Consider the following 21,395-nt stretch of genomic DNA (forward strand, 5'->3'; position numbering starts at 1 on the left):
TAGAAGATTGACAACAACGTTGCCCACCACCGGCGAGCAGCTTTCTATCGCGCTAAAGGACCAGACCGCACAGGCCCACACCAACGCAGAGAACTCCCACTTCATGGCCAGCCTCAGTGGCGGCAAGCTGGACAGTAACGCGGTAGCTGAACTGACCGTGCAGTACTTCCACATCTATTCAGCACTTGAAGCCGCTGTACGCCGGGCCTCCGCCCACCCTGCTGTAACCCTCATTGCGGACCAGCGCCTTGAGCGAGTCGAGGCAATCACACAGGACCTCACCTCCATGCTCGGCACGTCCTGGCGCGAGATCGAACCGCTCCCAGCGACTGCTCGCTACGTCGCTGAGCTAGAGGCGCTCGGCCCTGACGACGGCCCCGAGGTAGTCGCACATCACTACGTTCGCTACCTCGGCGATATTGCTGGCGGCCAGGTGCTTGCGCGCGTGTTCCGCGAAGCATACGAGCTACAAGAAGACGCACTGAACTTCTATGACTTCTCCGCTATTGGCAAGATCCCGCCGTACCGCGCACAGTACAAGGCAGCCCTTGACGCTATGCAGCTTGGAGAAGAAGAACGTGCGCGCCTTATCAACGCTGCAAAGCGCGCCTTTGACCTGAATCAGGCGGTGTTCCAGAACCTCGCCACAGCGCGTCAGCTGGCGTAACTGGCGAGGCTGCTCGGGCGATCCACATACGCGATCGCCCCCCAAAGACAACCCGCAGACACAAGTGCCGTCACAATCCCACCGGTGAGCGTGTAGCTTGCTGGCACCAAGAACAATGCCAGGGCCGCTAGCAGCGTTATGGCAGCCCACACAACACCTAGCACCAGCCCGGCGCGCCTATTCGCTTCTTCCCCGACGTAGTTTCTGTCCGGCAGCGCTGCAAGCCCATACAGGACAGCCACCATAAGTACAGCGGCCGGAAACGTCACCCACACATTGCCGGTTGCCCCGCCAAATGCAATGACGCCAGTTATGAGCGCAAGTAGCGCCTTTTCCCAGCTTGCAAAGCGCGGCTGGGAGTAGTGGTTGTCCTCCAGCGGGGAATCATCTGGCACAAGCGGAATGAAGTCGGTCACAGGCTCGGACGTTGCTGTCATAGAGACACCTCTTTGTTTAGTAAAGTTAGCCTTAGTTCGCTAAGGTTAGCCTATCCACCATATTCCTTGAGTGAAACCTGCCGAGGCCCTATGAACTTCCGACACACCTGCACCGCCGTAGTTGCCGCTAGCTTCTTCACTTTTTCCGCACTCGCCTGCGGCCCCGCCTTCCTCACTGCCCCACCCGCCCACGCCCAGGCCGCCTCGACACACCGAGCCGCCACTGCAGGCACGATGGATTGGGGCATACGCGAATCGTTTCGGAAATACGTTGAAACAGGCGTAGCTAAAGGTTCGATTTCCACTGGTGGTGGCGCGACGCGCAGCGGTTCCGGATTCAGTTTCCCACTCGAATCCGCAGCGATCAGTTCATCGACTTCCGGGCAGATCAACTTCTCTGGCGAAGTGCACTTCTACGGACACAACGGCGCCCTAGACATGACGCTGCGCAACCCCATCATTGTTGTCAACGGCACGCAGGCGGAACTGCGCGTAGATTACGCCTCCCGCAAGTACGAAGGGATGGATAAAACTGGCGGTTTCCGGGAGGGCCGTCAAGAAGTACTGGCCACCATCGCACTGAACCAAGCCCCAGACTTCGCCGCAGCGCAAACCACCATCGCCGGATCGGTATCTCTGACCGCGAGCGGCGCCGAAATCTTCGGCGGTTTCTACGAGGCCGGTGAGCAACTCGACCCAATCAGCATTGGGCTTTCACTTCATGACGCCAGCGGCCCCGCCCCCACCCCCCAATACTCCCTGGGCGCCCCCTCGGGCGGGCAAACCGGGAAATCCCCTGAGGGCGGAACAGGCGCTACCCGCTCAAAAGCAACCTCTGGCCCCGCGAGCCTGCTCGGTGACATCAACGACACACTCATTGAGGTCAACGGCCTTCTAGTCAACACCGATAATGTTCTCAAGAACGGCGAGAATCTGTACAACCGCGTCAACCCGGCAGCACAAGCGTTGCAGGCACAGCAAGCGCCACAAGCACAGCAAGCAGGCCAGGCAGGACAAGCAGGGCAAACTAAACAAGCACAGCAAGCAGGGCAAGCAGGGCAAGCAGGACAAGCAGGACAAGCAGGACAAGCACAGCAAGCAGGCCAGGCAGGACAAGCAGGGCAAACTAAACAAGCACAGCAAGCAGGGTCTGCGGCTGGTGATGCGTGTAGCGCGCCCGCGTCGAGGGGAGTCACCAGCGCCGAGGCAACCTGGGGTGTGCGGCAGTCGTTCCGCACCTACATCCGGGGCAACATTGCGAAAGGCGCTTGGGAACTTACGGGTGTTGGAGATAACGGCACGTCTTTCACATTCAACGGAAATGCGGGGGCGGTGGATCCGTCGACACGCACAGGCACCGTCCTGCTGCCCGGCAGCATTCGCTTCACCGGCCACAATGGCGTACTTGACACGCGTTTTTCCAACCTAGAGATCCAGTTCAGCGGCAATACCGGGCAACTTGTTCTCAACGCGGCTTCAAACAGCACCGAGGGCACGCGGAATGACTACGGGCGCGTTGCCATTGCCAACCTTAGCTTCACTGATCTGAACATTTCCGAAACAGCAGCGTCCGGTACCGCAACAACAACGCTGACTGATGTTGGTGCGGAAGCCTTCGGGCAGTTCTACCCGCCGGGGGATCCGCTAGATCCGATCAGCTTCACAGCGCAACTTGGCGGCTCCGCCAACTGTGCTGATGGCCAGGGTGGCAGCAATTCCGCCGCCGCCACAGGCAAGGGCGGCTCATCCAACAGTGCTGAAAAGCTCCGCAGTAGCGGTGGCACAGGTGGTAGTGCAGCGAACACAACAGCCAGCACTACAGCCAACACTGCCTCCGGGACCAGTGTGCTTGATGATGTCCAAGGTGCCGAAACCGTTGTTTCAGCCGAGCAGCCGCAAGGCGGGCAATTCCAAATCAAAAACGTTTCCGGTGCCGACGCTGGTAGCGGCTGGGACGATGCCGCGCTGGCCAAGTTCCTCCTGCTCGCCGCCTCCATGATCGGGGCGGGCGGAGCACTCACCAGGTTCGCCATCACCGCATAGGAGCACCATCATGAACTTCACCAAAAAACTTGCAGGACCCATCCTGGCTGCTGCGCTGGCTGTCGCAATGCCTCTGAGCGGCTGTGCTGCGTGGGACAACCCAATGCAGATGGAAACGCGGCAGCTCGTGGACTCTCTTGAGGCTGCTGGCGACCCACACCAAACCCAAGGCGTTGCTATGGTCACCGAGATCTCCGAAGTGGAACCGGTAGACGCTCCCCGCCAAAACGCACTACCCGTGGAGCTAACGGACGCAGACGGCTACGACGTCACCGTCACAGACACCTCCCGCATCCTGGCACTTGATATTTACGGCACGTACACGAAGACGCTTCGTGGAGTTGGGCTCGGGGACAATATTGTGGGGCGGACGGTGAGTTCGGCGGAAGCGTCGTTAAGCCATCTGCCCGTGGTGACCGAAAATGGGCACTCCCTCAATGTTGAAGCAATTCTGAACCTGCGACCAACCCTGGTCATCGTGGATCATTCCGTGGGCCCGAGCGAGGCCATCGACCAGATTCGTGCGGCAGGAGTAACCACAGTGGTCATGGAGCCGACCCGCTCGATGGCGTCGATGGGCCAGGACATCATCAACGTCGCAACGGTGGTTGGTGAACCCGAGGCTGGCCGCCTTTTGGCGGAGCGTAGCCAACGCGAAGTGGACGAGGCGCTGTCCGCCATCGCGGCCGTGAAGCCCGACGTGCCGCTTCGCATGTCCTTCTTGTACGCACGCGGCACCGGCGGAGTATTTTACCTGCTTGGCGGCACAGACGGCACCCAAGACCTGATTGAGGCACTTGGCGGCGTGGACGTAAACACGGAGCACGGTATTGGTGCCGCCTCCCCCGCCAGCCCGGAGGCGCTTGCAGAAGTTAACCCGGAAGTGTTTGTCATGATGAACGGCGGACTCGAATCCACCGGCGATATCGAAGGCCTCCTCCAACGCCCAGGGGTCGCGCAAACAACCGCAGGCAAAAACAAGCGAGTACTTTCGCTTCCAGACGGCGACTCGCTTGCCTTTGGCCCCCAAACCGGTGAAATGCTGCTGCGCGCTGCCCATGCCCTGTACGGGGAGGGTGAGTGAGTTCCAAACTCTCGACCTTTAAGGCACGGCGCCGCGGACGCGTCATCCTCTTCATTGTCACTGCAGCACTTTTGGCAGTCACCACCGTCGCTTCCATCATGGTCGGCCAGTTTGAGCTAGCGCCAAGTGAGCTGTGGCCGATCATCACAGCGGGTCCGATGTCTGCCACCACCCTGGATGCATCTGTAGTGTGGCAGATTCGTCTGCCTCGCTTAGTGCTTGGCCTATTTGTCGGCGCTGCTTTAGGCGTGGGCGGGGCACTCATGCAGGCTGTCTTTGCCAACCCTCTTGCCGAGCCGAGCGTGATTGGTGTGAGTACCGGCGCAGGCGTCGGTGCGGCGGCAGCAATCGTGTTCGGCGCCAGTACGTTCGGCACGATGACAGTGCCACTGTTCGCGTTTCTCTCCGGAACCTTGGCTACCGCGGTTGTCTACCGGCTCTCTCGCTCTGGAGGGAGCGTTCGCGTGTTGAATCTAATCCTGGTCGGTATTGCGGCAAATGCGATCTGTGGAGCCACGATTGCGCTGCTGACGTTCATGGCACCGACTACCGCCCGCGAGCAGATCATCTTCTGGCAGATGGGCTCCCTGGCCGGGGCGAGCTGGGCACAAACCGGCACGGTTGCGTTCGTGGTTGTGGTCTCCCTCACACTGTCAATGCTGTTGGGACGCAAGCTAGATATCCTTGCGCTTGGCGACCAAGCTGCTAGCCACGTTGGCATCAACGTCTCGCGGCTACGGATGGCGGCGATCGTACTGTCCACCCTACTCACCGCTGCTGCGGTGTCCTTTGCAGGATTGATCGGATTTGTCGGTCTTGTGGTTCCGCACATCGTGCGCACCGCTGTCGGCCCTTCAAATACTGTGCTGCTACCGGCTTCCGCTCTCGGCGGGGCACTCCTCATTGGCGCAGGAGACATCTTCGCCCGCACAGCCATTCCCTTCGCGGATCTGCCGATTGGCATCTTCACCGCGCTTATTGGCGGGCCCACCTTCTTCTTCCTGCTTCGGCAGATGTTGCGAAAGAACCATGATCTATGAGTGTCCACGCACGCGGCGTGACCGTGATGAAACAGGGCCGCATGATTCTTCACGACGTCACCATGGAAGCACGGTCAGGCGAAGTCACAGGCCTTATCGGCCCGAACGGCGCAGGCAAGTCCACGTTACTGGCAGCGCTCTCTGGAGATATCGCCGTAGCCTCGGGGCGTGTGGAGGTGGCTGGCAACAACGTCGCCACAAGCTCAGCCCAAGAGTTGGCCCGTACCCGAGCAGTGATGCTGCAAGACGTTGGGGTGGCGTTTTCATTCCTCGTAAGAGACATCGTTGAGATGGGACGCCACCCCTGGGGTACTAACCCCGAGGACGCAGCGATTGTGGATGCCGCGCTTGCAACCACTGGCATGACTCACCTCCAGGACCGTGAGGTGCTGACGCTTTCCGGTGGTGAGCGAGCACGCGCCGCCTTCGCCCGAGTACTCGCACAGCAAACCCCGGTGGTGTTTCTTGATGAGCCGACTGCCGCCATGGATGTTCGCTTCCAGGAGCAGACCATGGGCATTGTCCGAGGGCTTGCAGCCCAAGGCGTCGCCGTCATTGTGGTGCTGCACGACTTGCAGCTTGCAGCGCGCTACTGCGACCGGGTGGTGTGCCTGAAGTCAGGCGAAGTAGCCGCTACGGGGTCTGTAGAGGAGGTCTACGCAGACGACGTGCTCAGCGCTGTCTACGACTGGCCAATCTCAGTCTCGCGTATGGACGGGCGCGTGTTTGTCAGCCCTGCCGAAGCACCACAGGGCGCGCCTGCCAGCTAGACGCACAGCTAGACGCAACAATACCCCAACCACCCCCACAGGTTGCCAAGGTTAGCCTAACCTCGCTAAGGTAAGCGCAACCTTATTGGTTATTCTCGTTCTGAACCTTTGAAAGGAATTGGGATGTCCCGTACCTCCACCCTGGCACTTGTCACCGCCGCCACTGTCGCATCCACCGCACTTTTCGCCCCGGCCGCTTCCGCCGCCGAGACCCCGGAGCTGCTGACCGGCAACGCAACCTGGAACATCAAGGAATCCTTCCTGCGCTACGTCCAGTCACCGTTCACTGCAGGCACCATCACCGTCACTGACGGAGCAGAGAAGGTAGAGGCAGACGGCAAGGTCGTTGACTTCAAGTTCCCAGTCAACGTCTCGGACTCGGCCCTCAATGAGAAGGGCGAGGGCACCATCGACTTGGATGGTGCTTTCCAGATCGTGGGTCATAAGGGCGCCATGGACATTCAGATGTCCGACTTCAAGATCGTGATCAACGGCAACAAGGGCCACCTCCAGGCCGACTACGTACGCAAGGGCGCCATGCCAGGCAGCGAGCCCTCTACCTCCACCGGCGACGACAAGCCGATCATTGAGTTCGATGTCAAGGAGTCGCTCGTGCCCGCTGCTGGCGGCAAGAAGGAGATCACCTTCACCCCAACCGCAATGACCGAGTCCGGAGTAGACATCTTTGGCACGAGCTACACGGCCGGCAAGCCGCTCGAGGACAGCAAGGTCGGCATCTCCCTTGATTTCAAGAAGGCTGAAACCCCCGCTGACCCGAAGCCGGATAGCTCCGCCTCCCCGGCCGCTATCGGCGGCATCGTGGTAGCTGTCCTGGCAGTTCTCGGCGGCTTGGCGTTTGCCACTACCCTGCCCCAGGTCCAGGCTATGCTCGGACAGTTCCTTCCGCGTTAATGCGACGCCTGCTAGCAGCTAGCGCCGCTGCCTCCGTTGTACTTGCGCTTGGCGTTCCGGCCTCGGCCACGGCTGAGAAAAAACCTGCCTCTGAGACGAGTTCCATGGTCACCATGTCATCAACGGAGAAAGGATCACCGGCAGCGACTGCAACCCACATGGTCGCGTTTGTGATTTCTACGATCGGCTTAGTACTCACCCTTGCAGCATTGACAAAAGGCGTGGCAAATATCCTCCAGCTCACACAGCCGCCAGCCAACCTGCTCAAACGCTAAGCCCCTTACAAGCTTCCCGCCTCGAATGACACAGAAAATGCGGTCCCTTATCCGTCTACCGAGGCGGGATTTTCATATCTACACCACCAGAAGGAGTTCGACATGTTTTCTCCCCGTTTCGTTGCTCTTTGCACAGCACTTGCGGTTGGCACAGGCCTCGTATGTGCAGCTTCTCCGGCTAAGGCTTCCACTGCTTCCACTGCTTCCACGATTGAGTCAGGAAGCTTCGCGTGGCCTATCTCCAAGCCATTCCTCAAACAAGCTGTGATTCGCGGCAAGGGCCAGGCCACTGCAGAAGAAGGCGCATCGTGGGACAGCGAAAACTTGGAGTTCACGTTCCCGATCACTGCCGCGACTCACACCGATGGCACATGGACGTTCGACCTTGATGGCTCTGCACATGTGCAGGGATATAAGAACGTCGGCGGCGTCGAGGGCTGGGCAGTAGACGTCAAGTACTGGGATTTGAAGCTCAAAGTCGACGGCAAGAATGCGACACTTTTCGGTGACTACAAGCTCAGCGGCGTAGCTAACCACACTTACAACCCGGTTTCCGAGGAGGGCGACGATGAACCCTTGGTCACCTTCACTCTGGAAAACGAAATCAAGGCTCCCGCAGCCGTCAAGGAGCTTGACCGTGAAACCACATCCGATACGGGCTTGGCCAAATCTTTGGCCCACTACCCCAAGGGCACGGTATTGAAGGAATCGGGAGTTGATCTCAACGTCCTGTTCAAAGAACAGGCGACCCCCAAGTCATCTCAGGGCCACCTGTCACCAGGCGCAATTGCCGGCATTGTGATTGGCGTTCTCGCTGTGCTCGGTGGCGCGGCGTTTGCCACTCAACCGACAGTACGCGCGGCAGTACAGGACATGCTGGCGAAATTTCTCTAACCCCGCCTCACCCAGGTAGCCACAGCGCGACAAAGCGGCCATATTGGTAGCAATGAATGCTTCCATTGACTTTTCCCAGCCAGCAGACATCGTTGCACCGAAGCTACTTGGGTGCGTGATCACCATGCACGGAGTCAGCATTCGGCTCACGGAAGTCGAGGCATACCTCGGCGCCGAAGATCCCGCCGCGCACACCTACAACGGTCTTACCAAGCGCAATGCGACAATGTTTGGGCCACCGGGACACCTCTACGTGTATTTTTCCTACGGCTTGCACCACAACGGCAACATCGTATGCGCGCCCGAAGGCGACGGCCAAGGATGTTTGATGCGCGGCGGCGAGGTAGTCGCAGGCGAGGCACTGGCGAGACAGCGCAGGCAACGCCCAGACCGAGCACACATCCCCTGGGAAAACCTTGCGCGCGGGCCGGGCAACCTCGGCCAAGCCCTGGGCCTTGCGCTGCCAGATAATGGCACGCCAGTGCCACTGCAGATGCGCAATGAGGAACCAGAGTGGGTAGCGGGCCCACGCATTGGGATTTCCAAAAACACCGACGCTGCGCTGAGGTTTTGGATACCCGGCAACAAGACGGTGTCAACGCCGCGGGGATACCCCAAAACCCCCTCGAAAAAGCACTAGTGCTTGTGCTTCTTCTTCTTTTTCTTCTTGCCGTCTGCACCTTCCACGCGGTGCTCCTCCAGCTTGGCGGCGGCATCCGGCACATAGCGGAACTCTTCACGCGGCGGGCGGCTGTAGTCCGTGATCTCCGGGCGCTCCGGGATCTCGGGAAGGTCCGGCTTAATCCGCTCGTACGGCACCGTGGATAGCAGGTGCGAGATCACGTTGATGCGGGAGCGCTTCTTGTCCTCGCTTTCCACCGTGTACCACGGCGCGGACGGGATGTCGGTGTGCACGAACATCTCATCCTTGGCACGGGAGTACTCCTCCCACTTGGTAATGGACTCCAGGTCCATCGGGGAAAGCTTCCACTGGCGCAGCGGATCCTCGCGGCGGGACACGAAGCGCTTGTACTGCTCCTCATCGGACACCGAGAACCAGTACTTGCGCAGCATGATGCCGTCTTCCACCAGCAGACGCTCAAAAATCGGCGCCTGGTGCAAGAAACGGCGGTACTCCTGCGAGGTGCAGAAGCCCATGACGCGCTCAACGCCGGCACGGTTGTACCAGGAACGGTCAAAGATCACGATCTCACCAGCAGCCGGGAGCTTCTCCACGTAGCGCTGGAAGTACCACTGCCCCTGCTCACGCTCCGTGGGCTTCGGCAGCGCCTCGATGCGGCAGGTGCGTGGGTTCAGGTACTGCGTGATGCGCTTAATGGCAGAGCCTTTACCTGCGGCGTCACGGCCTTCCATGATGATGACCAGGCGTGCGCCGGTTTCAACCACCCACTGCTGCATGTCTACAAGCTCAGCCTGCAGACGAAGCAGTTCCTTCTCGTAGGCCTTCTTGGATAGTTTCGGGGGTTTCTTCGACGACTGGTCACTCATACCTATAAAGGTAACCGATTGTTTAGTTAAGGAAGAATTCTGCCAGGTAAATCGTCTCGCCATTACGCGCGGTAGCAACGCCGAAACGCTTCGGCTCCTTCACCGGATTGACGTTGATGTCACGGTTCAAGAACGCAATGCGGTCCGCAGCCTGCGCCGGGCTCAGGCGGTAAATCTGGCCGGTGCCACGATCGGTTGCGGTGGTGCCGCGGCCAACGTTGCCCACGAACGTTGCCTCACCGCGAGCGGCCTGCGCTGCCCACTGCGCTGCGATGGCCTGCGCTTCCGCATCTCTGCGGTGGCCTTCCTTCACCAGCTGCTTTTCGGTAGAAGCGGTCAGCTCCTGCTCCGCGGCGCTCAGTGCTGGCTTCGGGGTGAGCTCAATGCGCCCCGGCACGTGGATGCCAACGCGCGCGGCGCCGTCTACAATCTGCTGCGGTACCTGAATATCCGGCAGTTGGATGTTTGCGCGCGAGGACAGCTCGCTGGAGGTTGGAATCTGTACCTGCGCGGATGCAGTTGCGGGCACTAGCGCGCCGGCTGCAAGGGTGGTCGCGCATGCCAGAGCAACAAGACGTGAGTTATGTCCGAATTTCCTCATGCGTCACATTGTGCCACAAGTTCAGCCTTCGAGCTGCTCGCCGAGCTCCAGCCACTCCATTTCTAGCTCATCACGCTCGTCTTTGACCGCACCGAGCTCCTTCGTCTTGCCCGCGATCGCATCAAACTCCCCTGCCGCAGACAGGTCAGCAATCTCCGCCTCGAGTCGCTCCACGGATTCCTCCGCCTGAGCGATCTTGCGCTCTAGGGCCTTCATCTTCTTGCGAAGCTCACGCTCCTCCTGAGAAGAAAGAGCCTTTTGCTTCTCGACGCCACGCTTCTCCCCCAAATCCAACACCCCAACAGAGCTCTCCTCAGCGGCCCGACGCTCAAGGTATTGCGCGATGCCGCCGGGGAGGTTGGTGAGTTTGCCGTCGCCGAAGAGCGCATACGTGCTGTCCGCGATGCGCTCGATGAGGTAGCGGTCGTGGGAAATGACCACAAGCGTGCCAGCCCAGTTATCCAACAAGTCTTCGAGCTCTTGGAGGGTATCGATGTCAAGGTCGTTCGTCGGCTCGTCGAGAAGCAGCACGTTCGGCTCGCTCATGAGTACGCGCGTGAGTTGCAGACGGCGGCGCTCACCACCGGAAAGGTCCCCCACGGGCGTGCGCTGGCGCTTCGGGGAAAACCCAAGGCGCTCTGCAAGCTGCGAGGCAGACATCTGGCCTTTACCCAGTTCGATGTAGGTGGCAACGTCCTCCACCGCGTCGATAACGCGGCGGGTGGGATCCAGATCATCAAGCTCCTGGCGCAACCAGCCAATCCGCGTGGTCTGGCCCTCAATACGCTTGCCTGCGGCCAGCGGGTACTCCCCAGCCAGGGTGCGCAGCAGCGTGGTCTTGCCGGAGCCATTCACACCAACCAGGCCGATGCGCTCACCCGGCGCGAGGCGCCACGTCAAGTGGTCTACCAGCGTGCGGCCGTCGGGGGCGTCAATGCGTGCGTCCTCCAGCTCAATGACCACACGGCCCTGGCGCTGCTTGGAAAACGCCATGAGTTCCACCTTGTCGCGCGGTGGCGGCACGTTTGCAATCAGTGCCTCGGCGGCCTCGATGCGGTAGCGCGGCTTGGAGGTACGCGCCGGCGCGCCACGTCGTAGCCAAGCAAGCTCCTTGCGTGCAAGGTTTTGGCGGCGCTGCTCAATCGCATCCGCCTGGCGTGCGCGCTCCGCGCGGGCAAACGTCCAGTCGTTGTAGCCGCCTTCATAGACGTCCACCGTGCCGTCATGAACCTCCCAGGTCAGGGTGGCTACGGTGTCGAGGAACCAGCGGTCGTGGGTCACAACCACCACCGCTACCTTGCGGTTCAGCAAGTGATCGGCCAACCACTGCACGCCCTCAACGTCGAGGTGGTTCGTCGGCTCATCCAGCACCACCAGATCTAAGTCCTGGACCAACGCGGCGGCAAGGTTGACGCGCCTGCGCTCACCACCGGAAAGGTTGCCCACTGCGGTATCCAAACCCAGCTCAGCAACACCGGTGCCCTGCAGCACCTCGCGCACGCGGGCGTTGGAGGCCCACTCAAACGTCTGCAAACCCAGCGGCTCCACTACTGCCTGGCCAACAGTCAGGTCAGGGTCTAAGTCGAAGCGCTGCGTGACCACAGCCATGCGCAGGCTGGAGTTGTGGGACACGCGTCCCTCATCCGGAGGCTCAATGCCCGTGAGCACCTCAAGCAGGGTGGTCTTGCCACCGCCATTGACGCCGACGATGCCGATGCGGTCGCCGGTTTGCACGCCGAGCGACACACCGTCGAGCAGCGTTTTCAGCCCCCACGTTTTGGAGACGTTTTCCAGATTGATCAGGTTAGCCATCACGCACGAGTCTACGACGTGGACTTACTTGCACAGCATGAAGGCACCACGGGCAGGACCGTTCGAGGTGAATGACTGATACTCAGGGAAAACCTCGCACACACGGTTGCGAACACGCACCGCATGCGCCTCGTCTTTACACAACATTGCCACGGTTGGCCCGGAGCCAGACACGATCGCGCGAAGGGCGTGCTCGTTGCCAAAATCCAGCACTTCACCAATCTGCGGGCGCAGCAGCCGGGCGGGCAGCTCCATGTCATTGTGCAGCGCCTGCGCCAACGCCTCAGCGCTGCCAAGCAGCAGCGCGTCGGTCACCTTGGAGGGATCCAGGTTGGGCTTAAGCTCCGGGTTGCCAGCGCGCAGCTGGTCTAGCTTGGCAAAGCACGCCGCGGTGCTCAGCGTGGTGTCTGGGTTTACAAACACCCACCAGAACTGCAGGTCAGATGGAATAGGACGCAAGTGATCGCCGCGGCCACGACCAGTTGCATTGCCGCCCTGCACCGCGAACGGCACATCAGAGCCAAGCCCCGCGGCAAGGAAGCTCGTCTTGTAATCGATGCCAACCGGCTCGCCAAAGTAGTGCTCGATGTAGTGGTTCGCGGCCAACAGCGCAGCAGCAGCGTCAGCAGAACCGCCTGCCATGCCACCTGCGATGAACACGGACTTATCCACCTCAATGCGCACCTTTGGCAGCGCCGGGTGGGTCACTCCTGCGGTGTGGTCACAGTCCGAACGGAAACTCCCCACCGCCGCATCCACTGCCTTCCAGGCGAGGTTGTGGTGGGTGTCAATATCTTCGGGCAGCTCGCCGTCGAACAGCCAGCGGGTGTGAATGCTCGACACCACAGACTCGGTGCGCGTGCGTTCAACGTCCGGCTCTACCACCAGGCGTACGATTTCACGCCGGTCAACGGCCTGAAACACCGTAACCAGGTCGTGGTAACCGCCGTGGGTTTTGTTATCCACGCCAAGGTGCAGGTTCACCTTCGCAGGTGCCGACGCTGCAAAGATCTTTGGCTCACGCATGCTGGTCCCCCATTCGCGCCTCCCCAAGCTTCAAGAAATCTTCAACAGACAATGCCTCGCCGCGAAGCCCCGGGTCAATACCCACGGCGCGCAGTGCTTCCTCCGCGGCAGCCGGCGAGCCGTAGATCCCAGACAGCGTGGAGCGCAGGGTTTTGCGGCGCTGGGCAAACGCGGCGTCCACAAGCGGGAAGAGGTGCTCGCGAAGTTCCGGGGAGTGGTTGCCGTGTACGTCGATACGCACAAGCCCCGACTCAATATTCGGTGCCGGCCAAAACACGTGCTTGCCAATGGTCCCGGCGCGGCTCACGTCACCGTAGAACGAGGCTTTCACGCTGGGCACACCGTAGATTTTGGAGCCAGGCTTCGCGGCCAAGCGGCCCGCAACTTCCTTTTGCACCATCACCAACACGCGCCGGATCGTGGGAAACTCCGCCAGCAGATGCAAAAGCACCGGCACGGACACGTTATACGGCAAGTTGGCTACCAGGGCAGTTGGTTGCTTATCCACGTCCCCGCGCACCACCTTCAACGCATCCTTATTAATCACCGTCAAGCGGTCAGCGTATTCGGGCGCGCGCTCTTGAACCGTCTGTGGAAGGCGACCGGCCAGGCGCGGGTCGATCTCTAGCGCGATGACGTCTTCGACGGTGTCAATCAAGCCCAGGGTCAGTGAGCCGAGGCCGGGGCCAACTTCCACAACCACGTCATCAAACGAAAGCTCCGCGGCAGCAACAATGCGGCGCACGGTGTTTGGGTCGTGCACGAAGTTTTGCCCCAGCTTTTTCGTTGGGGTGACGTCTAGTTCAGCCGCAAGCTCCCGGATCTCAACGGGGCCCAGCAGGTGGGAATCTGCCATACGGCGAGACTAGCGGATGCCAAGCGAGGCGGTGCAGGCAGGCCACGCACCCCAGCCCTGGGAAGCCTGCGTGCGCTGGGCGACGGCGATCTGCTGCTCTCGCGTGGCCATGTGGGCCATCGGGGCGTACTCAGTGCCACCGTAGGCTGCCCAGGTAGACGGGGTGAACTGCAAGCCGCCGTGGAAACCGTTGCCGGTGTTAATCGCCCAGTTGCCGCCAGACTCACACTGCGCGAGCGCATCCCACACGGAACCCGCCGCCACTGCCGGTGCGCTCGGCGCAGGCTTGGTGCCGCGCAAGATCGTGGCCGGCTTTGGCGCACGCAGGTCCTCTTCGCCAGCGACGGTCTGGGACTCCACCTCGCCGTTGACCAGCACGGTGTGGTGGTAGCGCACCGCCTCACCGGTCTCGCCCGGCTCAAGGACCTGCTCGGTGCCCTCATCCATCTCCGGATCATCGATGTAGTTCGGCTCCGCCTCAACCGGAATGACCTCGGAGGAACGCACGAGGTTCACGCGGTCAATCACAATGTCCATATCCGGAGTCACCGCAGCGTCCAAGGGGACGTTGATGCGGTCATCGGAGTCCAGGGTAATGCCGCGCGCGGACAGCAGTGCGGACACAGTCTTAGCTGCCACGGTGGTAAACGACTGCTCGCCAGCGTCCGTAATAGAGACCACCTTCGGCGTGGTCACGTCAATGGACAGGCCAGGGGTAACCGGGGTGTCACGGTGAATGTCGGTGGCCGCCGCATTATCCACACCAGCCTCTGCGATCAAGTCGCCCACAGTTGCCGCGGTGGAGCTGAGCTGGGTTGCAACACCATCAATCACCACAGCAACCTGCTTCGAAGTACGCACCGTGATGGTTTCGCCACGCGCGATCTTCTCACCCTGTGCCGGGTAAACAAGGTCTTCTGCGCCGACCTCAACGCCGGCGGCCTGCAGCACGCCGTCCACGTCAGCAGCGAAGGTACGCACCTTCTGGGTCTCACCGTTGACATCCACGGTGATGTCCTTCTGTGCGGCCAGCGCCGTGCCCGCACCACCGACAATGACGGCACCGGCAAGCGCGCCGGTAAGCACGCGGCGGCCAGCGGAGTGGCGCTCAGTGGTTGGGTTTAAGGTCTTCTTCGCGGCAGACATGTTGGTAACAATACGATAACGGTTCCGCCACTATCAAGTTTTTAGACGCCGTAGACCTGCGAAAACGTCTCCCCTACCTCTTTGGCCACTTGTGCAACATCCACCCCACGAATCTCCGCGATCGCCAGTGCCGTGTGCCCGATTAACGACGGCTCATTACGCGCCCCCCGAAACGGCTCCGGAGTCATATACGGCGCATCCGTCTCAACTAGGTACTGGCCCGCAGGCGCCAACGCTGCCGCCTCCCGCAGGAAATCATTGCGTTTAAAGGTCACGTTGCCGGCAAAACTCAGCACGTAGCCGCGATCCAGCGCCTCGCGCGCGATGTCTACCGGCGAGGAGAAGCAGTGCAGGATCACGTGCTTCGGCTGCGGGGCATCCGCAAGAATGCGCATGATCTCCGCATCCCCCTCGCGATTGTGAATCATCAGCGCTTTTCCGGATTCCACCGCCAGGTCGATATGCCAGCGAAACACCTCCTCCTGCACATCCAGCGGTGCGGTGCGGTCCGGGTCATGCGTAATCCAATAGGTATCAATGCCGGTCTCCCCCACCGCCACACACTTCGGGTCCGCCACCAACTCTGTAAGGCGTGCTCGCGCCGCGTCATCCACCTCGTGCGCACGCGTCGGGTGCACCGCGCACGCAGCAAAAACACCCTCATGGTTCTTGGCTATCTCCAGGGCCGCCTCGGCTTCTGCCAGTCCGTCCCCAACTGTGCAAATGCGCTCCACACCAGCGGCGTGGGCACGGTCAATGAGGTCTTGGGCTGGGTGGGGGCAGCTGGTGAGGTGGGTGTGGGCGTCGATAAGACCGGGGATCGTCTTCGCGGGCTCGGGAGTGGGTCGCGGCTTTTTGCTCATAGAATCCAACCCTATGGCATTTGAACCGATTGACAGCGCCACCCAAACCCAAATCGACCGCGACTTGGCAGAAGCCATCGGCCGCGGCATCGGCGGCACACCCCAAGATGTGGTCAGCGCCTTTGAGAATGAGCTCGCGGATTTCCTCGCGCTACCTGCGGACGTGCAGCGCAGCTTCCCCCGCGGCGAGACCGCCCGCATCTACGGCACCGCACTCGGCCAGGCCCTCGTCCGAGAGGGTTACTCTTGGGCCTTGCTTATCGACGCCTACGGCACCGACCTCGTCGTCCACAAAGACGAAAAGTACGCAGCACCAATGATTGTGGTGGACCAGCGGTTCGAGGACGAGGAGACTGGAAAACTCACCACGTTTTTGGAGCAGTTTCTGGGCTAGCTTTCCAGCGCATCTCCGATCATGGTCAGCGACGCCCGGCGCGCCTCATCACCACGTTCGCCACGGTGGTTCAGCAACAGCTGCACCAGCTGTTCATTCAGCAGCATCAGTGCGGCGCGGGAGGTGTGGATCAGCTCGTCTTGGAACGAGGGGTTAACCGGTGGCACCAACAGCACCACGTCTGCGACCTCGGTCAGCGGTGACGGCGAAAAGCTTGTCGCCGCGATCACGGTCGCACCACTGTCGCTAGCCTGCCGGGCGGCATACAAGGTTGCTTGGCTTGAACCCGAGCCGGAAAACACAAAACATACCGATTTTTCGCCGAGGTGGTGCGCGGCAATTCGCTGCGTCGTGGAATCGGTGTGCCACTCCGCGTGCCTGCCCGCCGACACGAGGCGCTGCGCAAAATCCAACCCAAGTGGCGCAGAGAACCCATTGGCTACCACCAAGACGCGCTCGGCAATATCAAGCAGCTCGATGGTTCGTTGAATCGCGCCTTCATCAAGCGCACCGAAGGATGCCGAGAGGCGCTCCGCAAACTGCGCCACATAGTCTGCGACGCTGGTTGCGGTGGGGTTGGTTTGCGTTGCCACTGACAAGGGAGAAGAACCCGCTGCCTGCTCCTGGGCAAGGGCGACCCGCAACTGCGGAAACCCTGCATACCCAAGGCTTTGGGCAGTGCGGATGACGCTTGCTCGGCTGACCCCGACATGGTCGGCCAGCTGCTGCGCGGTCATCTCAACAGCGTTAGCTGGTTGGCACAGGATCGCCTCCGCGACCGTCTTCTCCTTCGGCTGGAGTGAGCTCATCGACGCTGCGATCCGCACGCTTGGCGGTGCTTGCGGGTTCGTTGGCTGCACGGGCAGTGGCTCCTTCCATAATGCGGCGCCTGATTGCGCCAGAAATAGCATCCACCACCATTGTTGACACGATGACCACGATTAGCGTCATGCCCACCACGTCCCACTGGCGGTAGTTGGTGTAGTTTGCCAGCATCGCACCGATACCTCCCGCACCCACCATGCCAAGGACAGCGGAGGTTCGGATGTTGATTTCAAAACGGTACAAGGCAAAGCTGATCAAGGACGGCGCCGCCTGCGGCCACAACGCCCACCTCACCGTCTCAGCGGTGGTGCCACCAGCTGCGCGCACGGCTTCCGCAGGCCCATTCGGCATGGACTCAATCGTTTCGTAGGTCCACTTCGCCTGCTGGCCAATACCTGCGATAGCCAATGCAAGTGCGCCGGTGAACGGAGTCAGGCCGGTGACGGTGAGCAAGATAATGGCGATCACAGCCTCCGGGAAGGCACGGATCACGGCGAAGATGCCTCGTAGCAGCGCACGCAGCCACGCTGGTCCCACACCGCGAGCCGCCAACATTCCCAGCGGGATGGAGAGCACCACGGTGCCGATCATGCCTACCCACGCCATGGAAATAGAACGCCACATTTCTAGGGCGGCACGCCCCAGGCGAGACCAGTCTGGGTCCGCGAACATCAGCGTCATGTAATGCCAGATCTGCCCCGGCACCTTGGGCAGCTCGCCCCACTTAATGTCCAGTGTGCCAATGGAGACCAGCGCGATCAGCGCAAGCGCGATTGTTGCAATTGTTTCGTATGTTTTGCGTGGTTTGGGAGGCATTTACACCAACCTCTTTCGCAGCCAGTTGGAGATGACCTCCACCAACACCACCACAACCAGGATTTCCAAAATGATGATGGATACGTCGTCGTAGGCGAAGAACGCGCGGCGCTCTTCAAGCAGGCGTCCGATACCGCCGGCTCCGACCAGACCCAAGATGGCGGACACACGCACGTTGAGCTCCAATGTGTATAGCCACTGGTTAGCAAACAGGGGCATGACCTGTGGCAGCGCCATTGCGTGGTTGATTTGGAATTGTGTGCCGCCAGAGGCATGACCCGCTTCGATGTAGGCGTGGTCTGCAGAGTCAATCGCTTCAGATACCAGCTTGACCACAATGCCCAGGTTGAACAGGAACAACGTGATCACACCCGGCAGCGCACCGACACCGACCATGGCCACCAAAATGGAGGCATACACCAGGTCCGGCACCGATCGCATGATGTTAATCAGCGTGCGCACGATGCCACGGCTTACGCGGTTTGGGTTGGTGGCGGATGCCGCCCACAAGGTCAGCGGCACAGAAATGATTGCAGATAACACCGCACCCACGAACGCCATCTGCAGCGTTTCCAACATTGGGTAAAGCGTGCGCGGCAAAAACGCGAAGTTGGGCTGCAGCATCTGCCACAGCTTCGCCGCACCGTTTCGCCAGTTGCGGGCGATGGATTCCAGGTCAATGGCAATGCCACCGATCTGGGGTGTCACCGTCAGCGCGGTAAACGCAACAACAGCCGCAGTAATAGCAAGGGTGCGGCCGATATTTCGAGGCTTGTCAGGAACCTTCAACGGCTGAGTCAACGGCTGGGCCATTAGTGCGCTCCCAGTACGTCGTCCGGAAGCACAGGGCGACCGTAGATCTCCTCGAAGTCACGGTCCGTGGCGTCTGCTGTCGGCCCGTCGTACACCAGCTCACCGTTGCGCAAGCCGATCAAGCGCGTGGTGTACTGGCGCGCCAGGTCAATCAGGTGCAGATTCACTAGCACGGTGAGTCCTTGCTCCTGGTTGATGCGCCGCAAATCGCGCATCACTGCATGAGAGGTTGGCGGGTCGAGAGAGGCCACGGGCTCGTCTGCAAGCATGACCTTCGGCTTTTGGGTCAGCGCACGGGCAATTGCCACACGCTGTTTCTGACCGCCGGAAAGCGCACCTGCCCGTGTCCAGACTTTCTCCAACATGCCAACAGATTCCAGCGACTGCAGCGCCAGATCCTTGTCTTCCTGTGTGGGCAGATCAAACATAGTGCGCCACCACGGGTTGCGGGCAAAGCTGCCCACCAACACGTTGTGATACACATCTGTCCGCTCAGCCAGGTTGAACTGCTGGAAAATCATGCCGATCTTCCCACGAGCCTCGCGCAACTGCTTGCCTTTGAGGTCATGCATGTCATATGGGCCGACTTTGAGGGTGCCTGCGGTCGGCGTGGCCAACCCGTTGATGGTGCGGATCAGCGTGGATTTACCTGATCCGGACAGTCCCACCACGGCGACCATCTCGCCGGGCTCGATTGCAATAGAGACGTCCTTCAACGCCTGCGTGCCGTTGGGATAGGTAACCGATACGTGGTCCAACGTAATTGGCCACGGCGATACGTTGTCTGTGGTGCTCATGGTGGAACTTTCCGAAAAAGGGTGTTACTTGAAGCGGGTGTAGATCTCGCCGTAGCGCTGGATCTCTTCCTCATCGGTCTGTGCAGTCCAGTCGGTCAGACCAACCAGTTCCTGCATGATCGTCTTTGCTTCCTCGGAGGAATCTGCGTAGTTGTCCATCAGCTCCGTCAGCTGCGCAACCAGGTCTTCCGGCAGGGTGTCGGTGACAACGACACCACCGTTCGGGATCATCTCGGTGTACGCAAATGCAACCATGTCGGTTGCGGCCTCCGGGGCCTCCTTGATGATGGAAGCGCGAGCGTCCCAGTAGCCAAAGCCAACTTCAGCATCACCCTTGAGTACAGCAAGCATGGCGTTGTTGTTGCCCTGCACCGGAACCTCGCTAAGCGTGGATACGTCCACACCCTGATCCTCCAGCGCTACGACCGGGTACTGGTAGCCAGCCGGGGAGGTCACAGCCTGAAGCGCAACCTTGGTGCCAGCCTCGACCTTCTTCAGCGCCTCAACTGCCTTCGGGCCCTTGCCCTCAGCTGCAGCCGCCTCTTCCAGGCCGTTGCAGTACGCAAACTCCGTCTCCGAAGCAGCGTAGGTAGCCATCACAGGCTCATCGTCGCAGTACTTCTCCGGGTTGTTGGTGTAAGCAACCGAAGCGTACGAGGTTGCGCCGAAGCGCACGTCCCGCAGGATCAGCTTCGCGTTGTACTGGTTCATGGCGTTGTACAGGGAGCCAGCGTCCGTAATAGCAACCTGTGCCTGGTCAGCACCGATAGCCTCAACGGTTGCCGCGTAATCATTCGCCACAACACCGTTGACCTCGATGCCCAGGTTCTCGGACAGGTAGGAGGTCAAAGGCTTGAGCGCCTCAGCCAGGTTCTCGCCCTCCGTTGCAGGTACAAGCGAGATGGTGATGGACTTCGGCCACTCAGCGCTACCGGAAGCATTGGTGTCAGTAGAGGTAGAAGAATCCGAGCAGGCAGTCAGGGTCAGTGCCGCGGTGGTCAGCAACGCACCGAGGGCAAGAGCAGGTTTACGCATGAGGAAAGGTCCTTTCGGAAAAGCTGTGGATGGGGTGGGCTAGCTGCTGCGCGCAGCCCAGCGGAGCATGTCATGGCGCAGATCCGTAATGGTGTTTCCGCGCATGGTCACCTCCACCGTTGAAGACTGCGCGGTAGCACCGACTAATGCGGTGTCCGCGCCGAGGTCATGGGCTGGCTTGAGGTCGAAATCATAGATGTCGCCGACGGAAAGAACCGGTCCTTGCTCAAGCAGCTGCTCCACAATCGGGTACAAACCATCTGGCTTGCCCACCTGGGTGTGCAGCTGGTCAAAGTACGGGCGAGCTCCCCAGGATTCAAGGATCTGCTCAACACCGATAGCCGGCGCGTTGGTTGCAACATGCAGCGTTGCCAATCCGCGAAGCGCATCAAGGATTTCTATCAGGCCGTCCGGGGCGTCGATCGGTGCTTCGGGAGTACCCAGCACCGTTCGGCTCTGCTGGTAGGCCTGGTTCATCGCCTCGGAAGGCACGCCATCTTGCGCAGCCACCTCTGCCACGACGTGATAGCCGTCGCGGTAGGAAGCTTCACCTGCGTCATAGGCTCGCAGCTCATCTTCAACTCGTTCGACAAAGTTGTCCTTTGCCAATGGGGCTACCGCTCGGGCGTAGGCCAGAACTGGCCCATGCCCAATTGCTAGGGTCCCGTCGAAATCAAAAACGATGCTGCAAGTCACGCATAGCTCCTTCACGTATGGACGATGCGTTCACCATAAGCATCTCAGATGAACGTTTCGTCCAACACTGTGTGAACTTTGCGT

The 21,395-nt window shown here is 60.5% G+C and carries 24 protein-coding genes; 10 read left to right on the top strand and 14 right to left on the bottom strand.

The window, feature by feature from the left end:
- Positions 1-7: 7 nt before the first annotated feature.
- Complete coding sequence (locus AK829_RS05760) at positions 8-667, top strand: biliverdin-producing heme oxygenase (RefSeq protein WP_052205000.1); 660 nt, start codon at positions 8-10, stop codon at positions 665-667.
- On the opposite strand, the gene AK829_RS05765 is transcribed toward AK829_RS05760, so the two are convergent.
- Positions 655-1,104 (bottom strand): hypothetical protein, encoded by a 450-nt coding sequence (locus AK829_RS05765; protein WP_052205001.1) that lies wholly within the window; start codon positions 1,102-1,104, stop codon positions 655-657. The two genes, AK829_RS05760 and AK829_RS05765, sit on opposite strands and share 13 nt — an antisense overlap.
- A gap of 90 nt (positions 1,105-1,194) precedes the next feature.
- On the opposite strand from AK829_RS05765, the gene AK829_RS05770 reads away from it, so the two are divergent.
- From AK829_RS05770 to AK829_RS05805, 8 genes are all read left to right on the top strand, one after another.
- Positions 1,195-3,147, top strand: a complete 1,953-nt coding sequence (locus AK829_RS05770; protein WP_083439765.1) for an HtaA domain-containing protein — start codon at positions 1,195-1,197, stop codon at positions 3,145-3,147.
- Positions 3,148-3,157: 10 nt separating this feature from the next.
- Positions 3,158-4,231 carry a heme/hemin ABC transporter substrate-binding protein gene (locus AK829_RS05775; RefSeq protein WP_052205003.1) on the top strand — a complete coding sequence of 358 codons (1,074 nt, stop codon included), beginning with the start codon at positions 3,158-3,160 and terminating at the stop codon, positions 4,229-4,231.
- Entirely contained in the window at positions 4,228-5,271 is a 1,044-nt protein-coding gene (locus AK829_RS05780) for a FecCD family ABC transporter permease (RefSeq protein ID WP_052205004.1), read from the top strand. The genes AK829_RS05775 and AK829_RS05780 overlap by 4 nt, the downstream gene beginning before the upstream one ends.
- Positions 5,268-6,041: a heme ABC transporter ATP-binding protein gene (locus AK829_RS05785; protein ID WP_052205005.1), complete on the top strand. Its 774-nt coding sequence runs from the start codon at positions 5,268-5,270 to the stop codon at positions 6,039-6,041. The genes AK829_RS05780 and AK829_RS05785 overlap by 4 nt, the downstream gene beginning before the upstream one ends.
- A 123-nt stretch (positions 6,042-6,164) precedes the next feature.
- A complete protein-coding gene (locus AK829_RS05790) occupies positions 6,165-6,953 on the top strand; it encodes an HtaA domain-containing protein (RefSeq protein ID WP_052205006.1) in 789 nt (262 codons plus the stop codon).
- Complete coding sequence (locus AK829_RS05795) at positions 6,953-7,228, top strand: hypothetical protein (protein WP_052205007.1); 276 nt, start codon at positions 6,953-6,955, stop codon at positions 7,226-7,228. Before AK829_RS05790 ends, AK829_RS05795 begins: the two co-directional genes overlap by 1 nt.
- A gap of 102 nt (positions 7,229-7,330) precedes the next feature.
- Positions 7,331-8,122, top strand: a complete 792-nt coding sequence (locus AK829_RS05800) for an HtaA domain-containing protein (RefSeq protein ID WP_052205008.1) — start codon at positions 7,331-7,333, stop codon at positions 8,120-8,122.
- A gap of 52 nt (positions 8,123-8,174) precedes the next feature.
- Positions 8,175-8,762, top strand: a complete 588-nt coding sequence (locus AK829_RS05805; protein ID WP_052205009.1) for a DNA-3-methyladenine glycosylase — start codon at positions 8,175-8,177, stop codon at positions 8,760-8,762.
- On the opposite strand, the gene ppk2 is transcribed toward AK829_RS05805, so the two are convergent.
- The 7 genes from ppk2 to AK829_RS05840 are packed head-to-tail and all read right to left on the bottom strand — an operon-like array spanning position 8,759 to position 15,935.
- The gene (ppk2, locus tag AK829_RS05810) at positions 8,759-9,631 is read right to left on the bottom strand and encodes a polyphosphate kinase 2 (protein WP_052205010.1); all 873 of its coding nucleotides are present in this window, start codon (positions 9,629-9,631) and stop codon (positions 8,759-8,761) included. The genes AK829_RS05805 and ppk2 overlap by 4 nt on opposite strands.
- Before the next feature lie 22 nt (positions 9,632-9,653).
- Positions 9,654-10,232, bottom strand: coding sequence for a hypothetical protein (locus tag AK829_RS05815; protein WP_070495559.1), 579 nt, complete (start codon positions 10,230-10,232; stop codon positions 9,654-9,656).
- 21 nt (positions 10,233-10,253) lie between these two features.
- Positions 10,254-12,044, bottom strand: a complete 1,791-nt coding sequence (locus tag AK829_RS05820) for an ABC-F family ATP-binding cassette domain-containing protein (RefSeq protein ID WP_052205012.1) — start codon at positions 12,042-12,044, stop codon at positions 10,254-10,256.
- Between the two features lie 24 nt (positions 12,045-12,068).
- Complete coding sequence (locus AK829_RS05825; RefSeq protein ID WP_052205013.1) at positions 12,069-13,070, bottom strand: GHMP family kinase ATP-binding protein; 1,002 nt, start codon at positions 13,068-13,070, stop codon at positions 12,069-12,071.
- A complete protein-coding gene (gene rsmA, locus AK829_RS05830; RefSeq protein ID WP_052205014.1) occupies positions 13,063-13,926 on the bottom strand; it encodes a 16S rRNA (adenine(1518)-N(6)/adenine(1519)-N(6))-dimethyltransferase RsmA in 864 nt (287 codons plus the stop codon). Before rsmA ends, AK829_RS05825 begins: the two co-directional genes overlap by 8 nt.
- Positions 13,927-13,935: 9 nt before the next feature.
- Positions 13,936-15,072, bottom strand: coding sequence for a resuscitation-promoting factor (locus AK829_RS05835; RefSeq protein WP_052205015.1), 1,137 nt, complete (start codon positions 15,070-15,072; stop codon positions 13,936-13,938).
- 41 nt (positions 15,073-15,113) lie between these two features.
- On the bottom strand, positions 15,114-15,935 hold the full coding sequence (locus AK829_RS05840; protein WP_052205016.1) for a TatD family hydrolase: 822 nt from the start codon (positions 15,933-15,935) through the stop codon (positions 15,114-15,116).
- 13 nt (positions 15,936-15,948) lie between these two features.
- On the opposite strand from AK829_RS05840, the gene AK829_RS05845 reads away from it, so the two are divergent.
- Positions 15,949-16,329, top strand: a complete 381-nt coding sequence (locus AK829_RS05845; protein WP_052205017.1) for a DUF3806 domain-containing protein — start codon at positions 15,949-15,951, stop codon at positions 16,327-16,329.
- Here AK829_RS05845 and AK829_RS05850 read toward each other — a convergent pair.
- Genes AK829_RS05850 through AK829_RS05875 form a run of 6 tightly spaced genes read right to left on the bottom strand, consistent with a single transcriptional unit; the run spans position 16,326 to position 21,311 of the window.
- Positions 16,326-17,138 carry a MurR/RpiR family transcriptional regulator gene (locus tag AK829_RS05850; RefSeq protein ID WP_198147814.1) on the bottom strand — a complete coding sequence of 271 codons (813 nt, stop codon included), beginning with the start codon at positions 17,136-17,138 and terminating at the stop codon, positions 16,326-16,328. The genes AK829_RS05845 and AK829_RS05850 overlap by 4 nt on opposite strands.
- Complete coding sequence (gene phnE / locus AK829_RS12425) at positions 17,077-17,970, bottom strand: phosphonate ABC transporter, permease protein PhnE (protein WP_157045298.1); 894 nt, start codon at positions 17,968-17,970, stop codon at positions 17,077-17,079. Before phnE (AK829_RS12425) ends, AK829_RS05850 begins: the two co-directional genes overlap by 62 nt.
- The gene (gene phnE, locus AK829_RS12430) at positions 17,971-18,783 is read right to left on the bottom strand and encodes a phosphonate ABC transporter, permease protein PhnE (RefSeq protein WP_052205019.1); all 813 of its coding nucleotides are present in this window, start codon (positions 18,781-18,783) and stop codon (positions 17,971-17,973) included.
- Positions 18,783-19,580, bottom strand: coding sequence for a phosphonate ABC transporter ATP-binding protein (phnC, locus tag AK829_RS05865; RefSeq protein ID WP_052205020.1), 798 nt, complete (start codon positions 19,578-19,580; stop codon positions 18,783-18,785). The genes phnE (AK829_RS12430) and phnC overlap by 1 nt, the downstream gene beginning before the upstream one ends.
- 24 nt (positions 19,581-19,604) lie before the next feature.
- Positions 19,605-20,615 (bottom strand): phosphate/phosphite/phosphonate ABC transporter substrate-binding protein, encoded by a 1,011-nt coding sequence (gene phnD, locus AK829_RS05870; protein WP_052205021.1) that lies wholly within the window; start codon positions 20,613-20,615, stop codon positions 19,605-19,607.
- Positions 20,616-20,654: 39 nt separating this feature from the next.
- Positions 20,655-21,311 carry an HAD family hydrolase gene (locus AK829_RS05875; protein ID WP_232305796.1) on the bottom strand — a complete coding sequence of 219 codons (657 nt, stop codon included), beginning with the start codon at positions 21,309-21,311 and terminating at the stop codon, positions 20,655-20,657.
- Positions 21,312-21,395: the final 84 nt, after the last annotated feature.

The organism is Corynebacterium riegelii (assembly GCF_001263755.1).
Taxonomy (GTDB): domain Bacteria; phylum Actinomycetota; class Actinomycetes; order Mycobacteriales; family Mycobacteriaceae; genus Corynebacterium; species Corynebacterium riegelii.

What these genes read in the sequence shown, in the direction of transcription:
- AK829_RS05835 (WP_052205015.1), bottom strand. Translation starts at nt 15,072, where the DNA reads ATGTCTGCCGCGAAGAAGACCTTAAACCCAACCACTGAGCGCCACTCC.
- AK829_RS05785 (WP_052205005.1), top strand. Translation starts at nt 5,268, where the DNA reads ATGAGTGTCCACGCACGCGGCGTGACCGTGATGAAACAGGGCCGCATG.
- AK829_RS05805 (WP_052205009.1), top strand. Translation starts at nt 8,175, where the DNA reads ATGAATGCTTCCATTGACTTTTCCCAGCCAGCAGACATCGTTGCACCG.
- AK829_RS05825 (WP_052205013.1), bottom strand. Translation starts at nt 13,070, where the DNA reads ATGCGTGAGCCAAAGATCTTTGCAGCGTCGGCACCTGCGAAGGTGAAC.
- AK829_RS05815 (WP_070495559.1), bottom strand. Translation starts at nt 10,232, where the DNA reads ATGAGGAAATTCGGACATAACTCACGTCTTGTTGCTCTGGCATGCGCG.
- rsmA (WP_052205014.1), bottom strand. Translation starts at nt 13,926, where the DNA reads ATGGCAGATTCCCACCTGCTGGGCCCCGTTGAGATCCGGGAGCTTGCG.
- ppk2 (WP_052205010.1), bottom strand. Translation starts at nt 9,631, where the DNA reads ATGAGTGACCAGTCGTCGAAGAAACCCCCGAAACTATCCAAGAAGGCC.
- phnD (WP_052205021.1), bottom strand. Translation starts at nt 20,615, where the DNA reads ATGCGTAAACCTGCTCTTGCCCTCGGTGCGTTGCTGACCACCGCGGCA.
- AK829_RS05770 (WP_083439765.1), top strand. Translation starts at nt 1,195, where the DNA reads ATGAACTTCCGACACACCTGCACCGCCGTAGTTGCCGCTAGCTTCTTC.
- phnC (WP_052205020.1), bottom strand. Translation starts at nt 19,580, where the DNA reads ATGAGCACCACAGACAACGTATCGCCGTGGCCAATTACGTTGGACCAC.
- AK829_RS05800 (WP_052205008.1), top strand. Translation starts at nt 7,331, where the DNA reads ATGTTTTCTCCCCGTTTCGTTGCTCTTTGCACAGCACTTGCGGTTGGC.
- phnE (WP_157045298.1), bottom strand. Translation starts at nt 17,970, where the DNA reads ATGCCTCCCAAACCACGCAAAACATACGAAACAATTGCAACAATCGCG.
- AK829_RS05845 (WP_052205017.1), top strand. Translation starts at nt 15,949, where the DNA reads ATGGCATTTGAACCGATTGACAGCGCCACCCAAACCCAAATCGACCGC.
- phnE (WP_052205019.1), bottom strand. Translation starts at nt 18,783, where the DNA reads ATGGCCCAGCCGTTGACTCAGCCGTTGAAGGTTCCTGACAAGCCTCGA.
- AK829_RS05850 (WP_198147814.1), bottom strand. Translation starts at nt 17,138, where the DNA reads ATGAGCTCACTCCAGCCGAAGGAGAAGACGGTCGCGGAGGCGATCCTG.
- AK829_RS05775 (WP_052205003.1), top strand. Translation starts at nt 3,158, where the DNA reads ATGAACTTCACCAAAAAACTTGCAGGACCCATCCTGGCTGCTGCGCTG.
- AK829_RS05790 (WP_052205006.1), top strand. Translation starts at nt 6,165, where the DNA reads ATGTCCCGTACCTCCACCCTGGCACTTGTCACCGCCGCCACTGTCGCA.
- AK829_RS05820 (WP_052205012.1), bottom strand. Translation starts at nt 12,044, where the DNA reads ATGGCTAACCTGATCAATCTGGAAAACGTCTCCAAAACGTGGGGGCTG.
- AK829_RS05840 (WP_052205016.1), bottom strand. Translation starts at nt 15,935, where the DNA reads ATGAGCAAAAAGCCGCGACCCACTCCCGAGCCCGCGAAGACGATCCCC.
- AK829_RS05765 (WP_052205001.1), bottom strand. Translation starts at nt 1,104, where the DNA reads ATGACAGCAACGTCCGAGCCTGTGACCGACTTCATTCCGCTTGTGCCA.
- AK829_RS05795 (WP_052205007.1), top strand. Translation starts at nt 6,953, where the DNA reads ATGCGACGCCTGCTAGCAGCTAGCGCCGCTGCCTCCGTTGTACTTGCG.